Origin of the sequence: Flavobacterium indicum GPTSA100-9 = DSM 17447, from assembly GCF_000455605.1 — a bacterium.
Classification (GTDB): domain Bacteria; phylum Bacteroidota; class Bacteroidia; order Flavobacteriales; family Flavobacteriaceae; genus Flavobacterium; species Flavobacterium indicum.
In genome coordinates this window covers 1,136,006-1,151,635 of record NC_017025.1, presented here as the reverse complement: position 1 = coordinate 1,151,635, position 15,630 = coordinate 1,136,006, and the positions used below count along the sequence as shown (strand labels likewise).

Annotated in this window: 10 protein-coding genes; 8 read left to right on the top strand and 2 right to left on the bottom strand. The window is 30.8% G+C overall.

The features are described from left to right. Nucleotides 1–33 precede the first annotated feature (33 nt). Entirely contained in the window at nucleotides 34–1,254 is a 1,221-nt protein-coding gene (locus tag KQS_RS05175) for a hypothetical protein (RefSeq protein WP_014388142.1), read from the top strand. Here the strand turns inward: KQS_RS05175 and KQS_RS05170 are convergent. Then, entirely contained in the window at nucleotides 1,214–2,458 is a 1,245-nt protein-coding gene (locus KQS_RS05170) for an O-antigen translocase (protein ID WP_157868392.1), read from the bottom strand. The genes KQS_RS05175 and KQS_RS05170 overlap by 41 nt on opposite strands. A 56-nt stretch (nucleotides 2,459–2,514) precedes the next feature. After that, on the bottom strand, nucleotides 2,515–3,501 hold the full coding sequence (locus KQS_RS05165) for a GNAT family N-acetyltransferase (RefSeq protein WP_014388140.1): 987 nt from the start codon (nucleotides 3,499–3,501) through the stop codon (nucleotides 2,515–2,517). 94 nt (nucleotides 3,502–3,595) lie between these two features. Between KQS_RS05165 and KQS_RS05160 the strand changes: the two genes are divergently transcribed. The 7 genes from KQS_RS05160 to KQS_RS05130 all read left to right on the top strand — a co-directional run bounded on the left by KQS_RS05160 (nucleotide 3,596) and on the right by KQS_RS05130 (nucleotide 15,551). Beyond that, nucleotides 3,596–5,365, top strand: a complete 1,770-nt coding sequence (locus KQS_RS05160) for a gliding motility-associated C-terminal domain-containing protein (RefSeq protein WP_014388139.1) — start codon at nucleotides 3,596–3,598, stop codon at nucleotides 5,363–5,365. A 1-nt stretch (nucleotide 5,366) separates the two neighbouring features. Then, nucleotides 5,367–6,308: a hypothetical protein gene (locus KQS_RS05155; RefSeq protein ID WP_014388138.1), complete on the top strand. Its 942-nt coding sequence runs from the start codon at nucleotides 5,367–5,369 to the stop codon at nucleotides 6,306–6,308. A gap of 44 nt (nucleotides 6,309–6,352) precedes the next feature. Beyond that, the gene (locus KQS_RS05150; protein WP_014388137.1) at nucleotides 6,353–9,376 is read left to right on the top strand and encodes an amidohydrolase family protein; all 3,024 of its coding nucleotides are present in this window, start codon (nucleotides 6,353–6,355) and stop codon (nucleotides 9,374–9,376) included. A 118-nt stretch (nucleotides 9,377–9,494) separates the two neighbouring features. Further along, nucleotides 9,495–10,784, top strand: a complete 1,290-nt coding sequence (locus KQS_RS05145) for an amidohydrolase family protein (RefSeq protein WP_014388136.1) — start codon at nucleotides 9,495–9,497, stop codon at nucleotides 10,782–10,784. A gap of 77 nt (nucleotides 10,785–10,861) precedes the next feature. After that, nucleotides 10,862–11,650: a TrmH family RNA methyltransferase gene (locus KQS_RS05140; RefSeq protein ID WP_014388135.1), complete on the top strand. Its 789-nt coding sequence runs from the start codon at nucleotides 10,862–10,864 to the stop codon at nucleotides 11,648–11,650. 46 nt (nucleotides 11,651–11,696) lie between these two features. Further along, complete coding sequence (locus KQS_RS05135) at nucleotides 11,697–13,235, top strand: serine hydrolase (RefSeq protein ID WP_014388134.1); 1,539 nt, start codon at nucleotides 11,697–11,699, stop codon at nucleotides 13,233–13,235. Between the two features lie 93 nt (nucleotides 13,236–13,328). Beyond that, nucleotides 13,329–15,551 carry a RelA/SpoT family protein gene (locus tag KQS_RS05130; RefSeq protein WP_014388133.1) on the top strand — a complete coding sequence of 741 codons (2,223 nt, stop codon included), beginning with the start codon at nucleotides 13,329–13,331 and terminating at the stop codon, nucleotides 15,549–15,551. Nucleotides 15,552–15,630: the final 79 nt, after the last annotated feature.

Sequence of the window (15,630 nt, the reverse complement as noted above, 5' to 3'; positions counted from 1 at the left end):
AAATAAATTACTTTAAAAAATTATATTTGTTCAATGAGAAAATATATAGTAAAAAATAAATTTGAATTCTTACTGGTTCTAATTGGAACTTTGTTACTATTGTTCTATTATTTTGCTTTTGAAATTTACAATCAACACCTTATTTATCCTGACACCGAGAGCTATATTTCAGCGGCGGATAGTTTGTATTTTCATGCGAGAGGTCATAATTTAAGACCATTAGTTTTAGCCGCAATTCATGGTTTCCCATTCTTGTTTACTTCAACAAAACAAGAGTTGATTCAGTTCAATATTTTAACTAATTATTTTTGTTTCATTCTTTCTGGAATTCTAATATACAAAATCTTAAGTTCCTATCTAAACAATAAATTGGCATTTTGGATAAGTTGTATTCACTTTTTAGCATTGGGAATTATTAGTAATGTATTTCACATGCTTTCAGAAACTATCTTTATTTTTTTTATTTTATTAAGCTTTTATTTTTTAAATCAATACCAAATTAAAAAGAAATATTCATTTCTTATCCTTTTTCTCAGTACGTTAAGTTTAAGTATATTAATTAGACCCGGTATTCAAATTTTAGCCCTATTTTTCATTTTTCTCTTTAGAAAAGAAATCTATTTTAACCTAAAGAACAATTGGAATTTTACATTAATGCTGTGTTGGAGCATCATTTGTATTCAAATGGCTGGAATTAAATATCAATTTGGCAACTTCACTATAAGTTATGTGGACGCTATTACGTATTATAGTTATTTAGGAAGTAAGGCCGAACTTTTAAAAAACAACACGCCCTATAATCAATTAGACAATCCTCGAACACTATACATTTATAGTTTAGATTATCCTGACCAAAAAAAAATTGCTACTCTCGACTTAAAAGAGCAAATACAAAACAATACTTTTAATTTAATCAAAGCTTATATAGATGACATTTATCACAACACTATTGACGAATCAATGGCAATAAAAGATTTAAATAATAACAAATCAAGCTTATATTTGATAGGCATTTGGATAAGTCGATTCCAAAATATTTTTTTTACAATTATCGGGGTATGCCTTAGTTTGTATTACCTTTTTATTAATAATACACGAAATAAATTAATCTCTATTTCCGGGATTTATATACTCTATATTGTTATGACTTCAGGAATGTCGTGTGCTCAAGGCGACCGCTTTCACATTGTTTTTTATCCAATTTCTTTGCTACTTATTGCATTTTATCTGAAGAAGAAAAAAGTAATTTCCTAAAATAAAAAATCAAAACAATTAAGTATATAAAATAAGTTAAAGAATACGCTTGAACAACGCCTATAATAGTATTTTTTTGCAATAAAAAGTGCGTTGAAAAGTATAAAATTAACAGTGAACTGATCTCTGTGATTATGAATATTTTGGTTTGTTTTTTAGCAATCAAGATATAACCAAATAATAAAGAAATTGCTTTTAAAAAATCTCCTAATAATTGCCAAAAAAACAAATGCTCCATAGACTTAAATTCAGGAGAAAATAGTATTTGAATGACAAAATCACGAATAAAAAACAAAGCAATTAAACCCAGACCAAAAATGGGAATTATGTAATACAAATAGGTTCTAACAATTTCTTTTTCTTCTTTAATTGAATTCTGTTGAGCTAATTTAGGCAAAAAATACAAAGAAATAATTGTTGAAATAAACAACAAATAGTACGAAGAAATACGCTGCAATCCTTCATAAACACCACTTACAAAAAGGCCTTCTTGATTGATAATTTCATTACGTATCTGTAATAGAATAAAAGAACCAATTACTCCAGAAATTAGCGCCATAAATGCGTATTCAGAAAAGTTTTTTATCAATTTAACATCAAAATTTTGAAAGGAAAAAACACCTTTAAAAAGATGATTTTTAGTAGAATAAAAAATCAGAATAAAACATAAAACAACTTGACCAATGAGTAAAGACAATAAGGCACCAATAGTGTTAAAAAAGATAATTAACCAAAGGGAAATACCAAGTGTCAGTACTCCTGAAATTAGCTGAACAAGAATTACGCTTTTATAATGGTGCAAACCATTTACTATCGAAATTATATAAACACTCCCAATGTAAAAAGGTAAAAGAAGCGCCATTAAATAAAATATATATTGGTAGAAATCTTGATCTTTCAAAATAGAATGTGTCAAAAAATCAACAGCAAAAATCAAGAATAAACTGAGTAGTAAGGTACTAAACAATACAATAATTCCAGAAGTAAAAACTATTTTTCTATATTCAATTGGATGGTCTTTGTGCTCAGAAATGTACTTTACTATTCCATTTTGAAAACCGAGTAGTGCTATATTTTCAATTAACCCTAAAAAACTTCTAAAGTTACCTAACAAACCCATGCCACTAGGCCCTACATACAATGCAATAGCTTTTGAAGTAAAAAATCCAAATAGTAATTTTAAAAAAACATGAATACTATTCAATGAGAAAATCTTGAATAAATAATTGTTTTTTATGTCTGAAAGTTTATACAACAAAATTATTTTTTAAAAATTACATGATTTAACAAGTATTCGTTTTTAGGTACTACAGAATAAAAATTATGCACATAAGTTCGAGCACCGAATCCTTCTTTCCAAAAATGTAACCCTTGATTTAATTTTGTCCCATACTCCTCATTCGAATTTCCAAAATCAAAATAAGCATAATCTTTAAATTCTTCTTGTAGTAAATGGTAAAATAAAAAATCTAGAGCTCCGTGTTGATTTTTATTACCAATACCCGAAATATATTGAACATGCACAACATTCCCATTTACAAAAACAGTAGCTCCTGCTAAAAGTTCCTCTTTTTGATAAACATTAAATTGTAAAATGTTTTTTGGAAATTTTTGCTTCAAATGATGAATTTCATCTAATGTATGTACAGGATTTAAACCATGTCTTTCTTTTAAATTTGGTATTAAAATATCATTCCAAAAATGAGTACAATCTTCAACTTTTTCCAGTTTTAATCCCAAGATTTGAGCTTTCTTTACCCCTTCTAATCTACTTTTATCAATTTGAAAACTGGATTTTAAAGCGATAGTTGCTGTAGAATCTACCCTAAATAAATTAGCTTTTACTAAATGCAAAAGATAATTTATTTCCTCAGACGGATTGGAACAATAAAAATTGGGAATCGGTTTTAAAATTAATTCCGATATAGATTGACGCTCCAGAAATTGCAATAGAGATTGAAATAAAATAATATATTTATCTAACTTAAGTGTATCGTCTATTATTATTCCACCATACGATAACCCTTGGTGTGAAAACAATTGATTACCAACAATATTTGCAGGTAATAATGCTCTTATTCTATTTTTATTATCAACTATAATTAATGAAAAATCTTGAAACCTCTCCTTGTGATATTCCATAAAATCACGATGAAATAAAAATGTTGCGTTTTTTGCTTTTGCAACAAAATCATTCCATTGAGAATAATATTCTGATTGATATTGTATTACTTTGTATTTTTCCATAAATTAAAACTTTGGAAAATTAGTAAAATTTATTACTTTGGTAAAATAATATTTGGGAAATATCAAGATGCGTATAAAACTACTTTTCCTTATTTTGTTTGTTCAACTTATTTGGTGCCAGCAAAACATTACATTATACAATCAATTTAATGGTCGTTATGACTTTACTTTTGTTGGAAACACTTTAAACTTAGAAGAAAATTCATTTCAAACATTTCCAGCAATTTTAACATCTTCTAGCGCTACACTCAATTTAAATTCTTCAGATGTTATAGAAAGTGCTTATTTATATTGGGCGGGTTGTGGTACTGGAGATTTTGATGTGCAATTAAACGGTACACCAATAACTGCAACGCGTACTTTTTCTAATATTTTATCTCAAGGCATTGATTTTAATTTTTTTAGTGCTTTTGCAGATGTAACAAGTATCGTTCAAACTCAAGGTAATGGAACCTATACCATTTCAGATTTAGATGTCTCTTCATTTATTAATCACCATTTTCAAAATAGAACAAATTTTGCTGGTTGGGCAATTGTTGTTGTTTATAAAAATAATGCCCTACCCTTAAATCAATTAAATATTTATGATGGATTACAAGTGGTATCTATTTTGCAAAATTTTTTAGATATTCCCCTAAATGCATTGAATGTGATAGATAATGCCGATGCCAAAATTGGTTTTGTGGCTTGGGAAGGAGATTCTGGAATAGACGTAAATGAAACATTACGCATCAATGGTAATATTATAAGTAATCCTCCATTGAATCCTGTTACTAATGCATTTAATGGTACTAATTCTGTAACGAACTCCAATCAACTTTACAATATGGATTTGGATATTTATAATATTCAAAATAATATTCAAATTGGAGATACTTCTGCACTAATACAATTAACGTCCGGACAAGATTATGTAATGGTAAATACCATAGTGACTAAACTAAATAGTCAATTGCCAGATGCAACTATAGAAATTCTTAATATAGAACCGGTCTCTTGTAATTCAAGGACAATTACTATTGATTTTGAAGCGTTTAATTTAAATTCTACTGATGATTTAGACCCTAACACTCCGATTACTTTTTATGCGGATGGAATTCCAGTTGGTACCACTTACACGCAAAATACAATTCCAATTGGAGGATCGGAAACAGGAAGTATTACGTTAACTATTCCAGCTTCAATCCCCTTATTATTTACATTACTTGCTGTAATTGATGACTCAGGTAACGGTACCGGAACTGTAACCGAAATTCTTGAAACAAATAACACGTTCTCAATGAGCGTTTCACTTATATCATCGCCTTCTTTTAATCAACCAGAAAACAATGTAAGTTGCAATCTAGGTTTAACTAAAGGTATTTTTGATTTTTCAAATTATGAAAATTCTATAAAAACCAATCCAATTCATGTTGTAACTTTTTATGAAAATGAAAGTGATGCCATTACCAATAGCAACTCAATTGTAAACACTTCAAATTATGAAGCAATCACAACTCCTAAAACTATTTGGGTGCGTATTGAAAACGAAAATGGATGCTATTCTGTAACTTCTTTTTTATTACTAACAAGAAACTGCCCTCCTGTAGTTTACAATGCCGTTTCTCCTAATAACGATGGTTTAAACGATACTTTTTTTATTAAAGGTTTACGAAATATTTTCATGAATTTTAATTTAGAAGTATATAACCGTTGGGGAAGATTACTTTGGTCAGGAAACAATAATAAACCCGATTGGGATTGTAAAGCAGAAAATGCAATTAATAATGAGTTGGTTCCAGGAGGTACCTACTATTATATACTTCATTTAAATGATCCAGATTATACAGAACCGTTAACAGGATATTTAGAGGTAAAATATTAAGATGAATTTAAAAAATATTGAAATACTTAATATTGTATTACTACTCATTGCTGGAATATTATCAATCTTAGCGCCTTTTGAACTTTTCCTATTTGTTTATGCTTTTTTAGGTCCACTTCACTATGTAACGGAAATTAATTGGTTACAGGATAGGCATTTTTATCTACATTCAAAAAAAGAAATTGTTTGGTTAGTACTTCCAATTATTGGAATTGGATTGGCAACGTATACTCATTATTTTAATGTATTAAAATTGTGGATTCCTTTTTTAATTTATACTGCTTTTTTGTCTGCCATTTATGGTACCAATAAAAACCAATCAAAAAAAGTACGATTTATATTTATTATACTATTGTTGATTGGATTTAGTTTAAATTTCATTTTTGAAAATAAATTTAAATTAATTTTCTCCTTATTTCTACCCACCTTAATTCATGTTTTTATTTTTACGGGGTTATTTTTACTTAGTGGTTTTCTAAAATCAAAAAGCAAATGGTCGTTTAGTACCTTAATTGTCTTTATGATAATGAGTCTCATCGTAAGCACAACTCATTTTAATACCTCTTTATTATTTGACGAAATAAAACCAATTTATCATTCGTTTGAAAAACTAAACATTGCCTTATTCTCTATTTGTAATAATGAAATAATTGATAGTCAAGATATTTATTTTTCAGATTTAGGAAGGAGAATTATGCAGTTTATTGCATTTACATACACCTATCATTATTTCAATTGGTTCTCTAAAACTTCTGTTATTCAATGGCATAAAACTTCAAAAATTAGAAGTATTGCTCTTATAGTAATTTGGATTACATCAATTTTCCTCTACCTTTTAAATTACCAACTAGGTTTGTATTGGTTGTATTTATTAAGCTTAACACATGTTATATTAGAATTCCCTTTAAATATAATAACGTTAAAAAACATCTTTAAAATTTAGAAATACGAATAGAATTACTAAATTTAGCACACTAATCAAAAACTATGAAACTTTTTAAAATTATTACATTTTTGTTAATTACTCAATGGAGTATTTCTCAAGAGTACTTTCCTAACAATGAAAGTATAAAACAAACCTACAAAAACTATGTAGCTATAACAAATGCTACCATTTACATTTCTTCAACTCAAAAAATTGACAATGCATCAATACTGATTAAAGAAGATAAAATCGTAGATATTGGAGCTGGAATTCCTATCCCAAAAGAAGCTACTAAAATTGATGCTACCGGCAAAACAATTTACGCCTCATTTATTGATGTTTTCACGGAATTTGGAATTAATAAACCACAGAAAAAAGGAGGTTTTAACCCTGCTCCACAATACAACTCAGAGAGAAATGGATACTATTGGAATGATCACATTCGCGCCGATTTTAATGCTTTTCAAAACTTAAATTACGACGATAAAACCGCTAAAGATTTACGCGAAGCAGGTTTTGGAACAGTAATTAGTCATTTAAATGATGGTCTAGTTGCGGGTACAGGGGTACTTTGGACTTTAAATGACAATGAATCAAATGCTACACGTATATTAAATAAAAAAATCTCACAACATTTCACATTTAATAGAAGTGCTTTTTCCAATCAGTCGTACCCATCCTCTTTAATGGGAAGTATGGCTACAATCCGTCAGTTTTATCATGACGCCAATTGGTATGCTCAAGGCGGATCAAAAACAAAAGATTTAACTTTAGAAGCTTTCAATGAAAATAAAAATTTGATTCAAATATTTAATGCGGGTGACAAATTAAATGTCTTACGCGCTGATAAAATTGGAGATGAATTTTCTATAAATTACCTAATCAAAGGAAGTGGAAATGAATTTGAACGTATTGATGATATTAAAAAAACTAAGGCAACTTTAATTATTCCAGTTAAATTTCCAGATGCCTATGATGTTTCAGATCCGCTATTAGCCAATCAAGTAAGCTTGGGTGATATGCGTTTTTGGACTCAAGCGCCCTATAATCTTAAAATTTTAGCGGATAACAACATCTCATTTGTATTAACTGCCAATGAATTAAAAAACCCGAAAGATTTATTAGCCAACCTAAGAAAGGCGGTTGCATTAGGTTTTTCAAAAGAAAAAGCATTAGCTTCACTTACAGAATTACCGGCTGCTATTCTAAAGCAAACGAATATTGGAAGCCTTAAGAAAAATAATTTAGCCAATTTTATCATAACTTCTGGAGATTTATTTGATGAAAAAACAACTATTATTGAAAATTGGGTTCAAGGAAACCGATACAGTATTGAAAAATTAAACCCAACTTCATTAAAAGGAACTTATGATTTAACTATCGCTAGTGAAAAATATGATTTATCTATTGAAGGCGAAGCGTTAAAACCCGAAGTTAAAATAAAACAAGGAAATTTAGAATTTGCTACAAAAACAACTTATAATGAGCCTTGGCTTAATTTAGTTATTCGTTCAAAAGATACAACAAAAACAACTTTTATTAGACTGAATGGTATTTTAAAAGACCAAGTAATTAGTGGAAATGGCTTTAATGAAAATGGAACTGAAATTACTTGGAGTGCATCTAAGAAAAACGAGGAAGTAAAAAAACAAGACGATTCTAAAAAAGAAGACATTAAAAAAACAACTCCAATGTCGGTTGTTACTTTTCCTAATATTGCTTTCGGTAATATTGAAAAACCAAAACAAGAGTCTATCCTTTTCAAAAATGCTACGGTTTGGACAGGAGAAAAAGAAGGTATTTTAAAAGAAACCGATGTACTTATTGAGAATGGTAAAATTGCCAAAATTGGAAAGAATTTATCGTATAGCGGTAAAACAATTGATGCTACAGGTAAACATTTAACAGCAGGAATAATTGATGAACACTCGCATATTGCTATTTCAAATGGTGTGAATGAAGGGGGGCAAAATTCATCAGCTGAAGTTACCATAGAAGATGTAGTTAATTCGGAAGATATTAATATCTATAGAAATTTAGCCGGAGGGGTTACTTCTGCCAATTTATTACATGGTTCTGCCAATCCAATTGGAGGAAGAGCGGCATTTATTAAATTAAAATGGGGATATTCACCAGAAGAAATGTTAGTAAAAGACGCACCAAAATACATCAAATTTGCCTTAGGTGAAAATGTTAAACAATCCAATTGGGGTGATTATTCAAGATTACGCTTTCCACAATCAAGAATGGGAGTAGAACAAGTTTATGAAGACTATTTTTCCAGAGCATTAGCTTATAAAAAAGAATGGAACGAGTATACTACAAATAAATCAAAATCAAAAATTAAACCGAGATATGATATTGAATTAGAAGTTTTGAATCAAATCTTAGAAAAGAAACGTTTCATAACGTGTCACTCTTACGTTCAGTCAGAAATCAATATGTTGATGAAAGTAGCAAATAAGTACGGCTTTAAAATTCAGACTTTTACTCACATCTTAGAAGGATACAAATTGGCTGATAAAATGGCTGCTCATGGTGTTGGAGGCTCTACATTTGCAGATTGGTGGGCCTACAAGTATGAAGTTAATGATGCTATTCCACATAATGCTGCTTTAATGAATAAAGAAGGTGTTACTGTTTCCATCAATTCAGATGATGCTGAAATGTCGAGACGTTTAAATCAGGAGGCAGCCAAAACAACAAAATATGGTAACATTTCTGAAGAAACAGCTTGGAACTTTGTAACCTTAAATCCGGCAAAATTACTTCAAGTAGATGATAAAGTAGGAAGTATAAAAGTGGGTAAAGATGCCGATGTTGTACTTTGGTCAGAAAATCCATTATCTGTTTATGCCAAAGTAGAGAAAACCATGGTTGATGGTATTCTTTTTTATGATTTAGAAAAAGAAAATCAAAAAAATGAAGCCGTTCAAAAAGAAAGAAATGAACTAATTAATTTGCTTCTTGATGCCAAAAACAAAGGAATGAAAACACAAGAACCAAAGAAAAAATCAACCGGACATTATCATTGTGATACATTAGGTGAAAAATGTAGAGTGTTCCATGCTAAATACACGAATTAAAATTTTGTAATTCATATAAAAATTTGAAAACTATTTTAAATCATATTTATTCTTCAAATTAAATTACAATAAAAATTAATTAAAAACTTATATGACTTACATGTTTAAATTTAAAAAAATGAAAAAACTAACATATATTTTAGCTATAACTTCATTAGTGAGTTTTGCGCAACAAACCCCTGCACCTAAACAAACAAAGTCAATTTTAATTTACGGCGGGATTGCACATCTGGGTAATGGAAAAATTCAAGAACAAGCACTTATCTCTATTCAAGACGGGAAGATTGCGAGTATTAGTGATGGTAAACTTGCAAAGCCTGCCAAACATGACCTCATGATTGATGCATCAGGAAAACATATTTATCCAGGGTTTATCGCTCCTAATTCTACCTTAGGATTAGTGGAAATTGATGCCGTAAGAGCATCCGATGATGAAAGCGAAGTAGGTACTTTTAATCCGCATATCAGAAGTATTATTGCCTATAATACAGAATCTAAAATTACAGAAACAGCTCGTCCAAACGGAGTTCTATTAGCACAAATAACACCGCGTGGTGGTCGAATTTCAGGTACTTCCTCTATTGTTCAATTAGATGCTTGGAATTGGGAAGATGCCCTAGTTAAAGAAAATGATGGAATTCATATGCGTTGGCCTAATTCGTACTCAAGAAGTGGCTGGTGGGCAGAACCAGGTGGCATTGAACCCAACAAAAAATACGACGAACAAGTAAAAGAGATTCAAGATTTTTTTACCAATTCATTTGCCTATTTATCTGCAAAACCTGCTATCAAAGACATTCCTTATGAAGCCATGAAAGGAATACAAGAAGGGACTAAAACTTTATACATTCAAGCAAATGGTCAAAAAGAAATTACAGATGCTATTTTATTTAAAAAGAAAAACAACATCCAAAAATTAGTTATTGTGGGCGGATACTACGCCTTTAAAGTAGCCGATTTAATTAAAGAAAATAATGTTTCTGTTTTATTAAGAAGGGTGCATGATTTACCAAATTCTGAAGATGAAGATGTAAACTTGCCCTATAAAAACGCTAAATTATTAGTTGATAAAGGAATTTTAGTCGGACTTGAAAATGCGGGAGACATGGAACGAATGCAAACTCGTAATTTACCTTTTTATGCCGGAACTTGTGCAGCATGGGGATTATCTAAAGAGCAAGCCTTACAATTAATTACTTCAAATACAGCAAAAATTTTGGGAATTGACGCCAATTATGGCACATTAGAAGCAGGAAAAAGTGCTACTTTGTTTATTTCGGAAGGTGATGCGTTAGATATGAAATCAAACCTATTGATTCATGCTTTTATTGACGGAAGAGAAATTAGTTTAGAATCACATCAAACAGAATTATACCAACGATATAAAAAGAAATACGAACAAAATTAAAAACAAGCCGCAAGAATCAAAAACTTGCGGCTTTTTTATTCCAATCAATTCAATACCTTTGTACTAAATAATGCCAAATGAAACAAATCACTTCCATTCAAAATCCATTTATCAAACATTTAGTTTTACTTCAAGAAAAAGCTAAAACTAGAAAACAATCGGGTACTTTTTTAATTGAAGGACAACGTGAAATTGATTTGGCTGTCAAAGGTGGCTATGAAATTGAAACCGTTTTGTATTTACCCGAAAAAATCTCTGAAAATGAAATTAGTCATTTCATTACTCCAACCGTAGAACGTATTGAAATTTCAAAAGAAGTTTATCAAAAACTTGCCTATCGAGATACTACTGAAGGTGTATTGGCTGTAGCAAAGACTAAATCTTTACAGATTTCTGATTTAAAATTATCAAAAAATCCATTAATCTTAGTGGCTGAAGGTTTAGAAAAGCCGGGTAATTTAGGTGCCGTTTTACGAACTGCCGATGCGGCAAATATTGACGCCGTTATCATAGCCAATCCAAAAAGTGATCTATACAATCCCAATATTGTTCGTTCTAGTGTAGGTTGTTTATTCACCCGTCAAATTGCTGTCACTTCTTCAGAAGAAGCCATTTCTTTTTTAAAAGAAAAAGGAATAAACATTTATTGTGCTACGCTTCAAGACTCAACCCAGTACCACACGCAGAATTACAACGAACCAACTGCATTAGTGGTGGGAACAGAAGCAACGGGAATCACTGAAATTTGGCGTAAAAACAGCACACAAAATATTATTATCCCCATGCAAGGTGTCATTGACTCTATGAATGTTTCTGTAGCTGCCGCCATTTTATTATTTGAAGCCAAAAGACAACGAGGTTTTTAATTGCAAGTAGATAAATCTGTTCCCTAACATAATAAACTATTTAATTATGAAAAAAATATTATTAGGTATTCTATTAACTTTGAATCAAATTGGATTCAGCCAAATAAATTCATCTGAAATTGATGCCTTAGCTGAAAAAGCAAGAACAACATTTAATGTGCCTGGAATTGCTATTGCCGTAATAAAAGATGGAAAAATAATTCATGAAAAAGGCTATGGTGAAAGTTCAATAGTTACAAAACAAAAAGTAAACGAACATACATTATTTGGTGTAGCTTCCAACAGTAAAGCGTTCACTGCAACCGCTTTAGCAATGTTAATCGATGAAGGAAAACTAAATTGGGAGGATAAAGTAATTAAGTACTTGCCTGATTTTAAAATGTATAACGACTATGTAACTAATGAATTTACTATCAAAGACTTATTAACGCATAGAAGTGGATTAGGACTTGGTGCTGGTGATTTAATGATATGGCCCGAAGGAAATAATTTTACACCTAAAGACATCATTCATAACCTAAGATACTTAAAACCCGTATCTTCATTTAGAACACAGTTTGACTATGATAATTTACTTTACATTGTGGCGGGTGAAATCATTAAAGAAATATCAGGATTAAGTTGGAGTGAATTTGTAGAAACAAGAATCATGAAACCGTTAAACATGAACCGAAGTGCAGGTTCTTTTGTCCGATTAAAAGACACTACTAATTTAGTAACGCCACATGTTCCAATCGATGGGAAATTAAAACCCATCGTACGATATAAAAACACCATAATGGATGCTGCTGGAGGAATTTATACTTCTGTTCACGATTTAAGTCAATGGGTTTTATTACAATTAAATAATGGAAAAATTAACGACAAATCACTTTTTAGTGAAAAACAACACAAAGAAATGTGGTCGTTACAAACCATAATTCCGGCAACCACTACTCCACCCTATAACACCCATTTTTCCGGATATGGATTGGGTTGGTTTTTATCAGATGTTAAAGGCTACAAACAAGTTACCCATACTGGAGGATTAGAAGGTATGGTAACACAGGTTACTTTAATTCCCGAATTAAATCTAGGAATAATTGTACTGACCAATCAACAATCGGGATCAGCGTTTTCAGCCATTACCAATACTATAAAAAACAGCTATTTACAACTACCCTATATTGATTATGTGTCAAAATATGGAGAAAGAGAAAAAAACCAACAAGCAGAGGCCGATACGACTACAGAGGAAGTTTGGAAAACCGTAGCATCCAATTTAAAAGATAAAAAAATCAACCCACGTTTTGATCAATTAGAAGGTTCCTATGAAGATGCTTGGTTGGGAGCTATAACATTAAAACTAGAAAAGAAAAAACTCATTTTTCAATCGGTTCGTTCTCCACAGCTTAAAGGCGAAGTTTTCTATGTAAAAAACAATACCTATGCGGTAAAATGGGATAATCGTTATTTTCATGCAGATGCTTTCATTGAAGTAACTTTCGACAGCAGTGGAAAGGCTAATAATTTGAAAATGAAAGCCATATCACCATTAACCGATTTTAGTTATGATTTTCATGACTTAGATTTCTTCAGAAAATAAATTTACAAAGTGTCTCAGGACACTTTTTTTTTATGGATTAATTTTTAAATTTTCGTAATATGTAGTATATTTAGGTTTTTGAAAGTAGAAGGTATGACAGAGATCGATTTAGAAGCTGAAAATAAAGCCATTGCACAAGAATATAAAGAATTACTTCGAATTAGTTATCAAACCTTAACCGATGATGACAAAAAAATAATTCGAAAAGCATTTGATGTGGCTGTAGATGCCCATAAAGAGCAAAGAAGAAAATCAGGAGAAGCCTACATTTTTCACCCTATTGCGGTTGCAAAAATTGTAGCTCGTGACATTGGACTTGGCTCAACAGCTATTGCAGCTGCCTTAATGCATGATGTAGTGGAAGATACCGAAATTACGGTTCAAGACATTGAGAAAATGTTTAATCCTAAAATTGCTCAAATTGTTGAAGGATTAACCAAAATTCCAAAAGTAAAACAAGACCAAGAAATATCCTTACAAGCGGAAAATTTCCGTAAAATGCTTCTCACGTTACATGATGATGTGCGTGTAATTCTAATAAAAATTGCAGACCGACTTCACAACATGCAAACCATGGATGGAATGGCCGATTATAAACAAGCCAAAATCGCCTCAGAAACCTTATATATTTATGCGCCATTAGCCCATCGATTAGGACTGTATAACATTAAAACGAAATTAGAAGACTTAGGCTTAAAATATACTGAACCCGAAGTTTACAACGACATTGTTAGTAAAATTAAAGAAACCAAAGAAGAACAAGACGCTTATATAAAATCAATTTCCGATATATTAAGTAATTCATTAAAAGAAGAAGGAATTGATTTCATCATTAAAGGGCGCCCTAAATCCATTTATTCTATTCGTAGAAAAATGAAAGCTCAAGGGGTAACTTTTGATGAAGTGTACGATAAATTTGCGCTTCGAATTATTTACAAATCAAATGAACATGATGAAAAGTTCTTGGCTTGGAAAATATATTCCGTGATCACAGACCATTACCGCCCAAGTCCAAGCCGACTACGCGATTGGATTTCTTCACCAAAATCATCCGGTTACGAAGCCCTTCACGTTACTGTCATGGGACCACTAGGAAGATGGGTTGAAATTCAGGTGCGCAGTGAGCGTATGGATGAAATTGCTGAAAAAGGCTATGCTGCTCACTACAAATACAAAAATAATGCTGATGCTGAGGAACATGGACTTGAGATTTGGTTAAACCAATTGAAAGAAGCTCTTGAAAATGCCAATACTAATGCAGTTGATTTTGTTGAAGACTTTAAATTAAATTTATATGCCAAAGAAATTTATGTCTTTACCCCAAAAGGCGAAATCAAATCGCTTCCAAAAGGAGCAACAACTTTAGACTTTGCGTTTAGTATTCATTCTGAAATTGGTGTAAAAACAAGAGGAACACGAGTTAATGGCAAATTAGTACCTTTAAATCATGTTTTAAATAGTGGTGATCAAGTAGAAATTATCACTTCGGCCAATCAAAAACCAAATGCACAATGGTTGGATTATGTGACTACATCTCGAGCAAAAAATAAAATCAAAAATGTTTTAAATGAAAACATTAAGAAAATTGCCGAGGATGGAAAAGAAGTCTTAATTCGAAAATTACGCCATTTAAAAATCAATTTCAACGAAAACACATTAAATGAACTTGTTAATTTCTTTAAACTGCAAACAAGCTTAGACTTATTTTATAGAGTAGGTGTTGGTGCCATTGAAAACCAACAACTAAAAGATTTTGCCGCTCAAAAAAGTAATACACTGGTAAATTTCTTCAAAAAAACCATTACGCGAAAACAAAATCTTGATGAAGAAAAAATTCAAAAACATGAAATCAGTAAAAAATACGATTTATTAGTTTTTGGAGTGGAGCAAAATAAATTAGATTATAAATTATCACCTTGTTGTAATCCAATACCAGGCGACCATGTATTTGGCTTTGTTACCATAAATGAAGGCATAAAAGTGCATCGAACCGATTGTCCTAATGCTATAAGCATGCAATCTAATTTTGCTTATCGAATTATTCCTGCCAAATGGATTGATTCGAGTCAAGAAGAATTTAAAGCTACATTAAAAATTACTGGCATGGATATACTTGGATTAACCAATGAATTGACCAAAGTTATTTCCAACATTATGCATGTAAACATACAAAGTATTAGTTTGAGTTCTGAAGCAGGAATTTTTTACGGACAAGTAACGGTCGTAGTACAAAACAACAATATTCTTAAAAAATTAATCGAAAGTATTAAAAAAGTAGACGGCGTAGATAAAGTGACGCGTGTTTACAATGCTTAATAATTCGATGTTTATAAAATAGTTAAAAAAACTAATTTTAGTAAGTGTAAAGTAGCAACAAAAAACTATCTTTGCACTT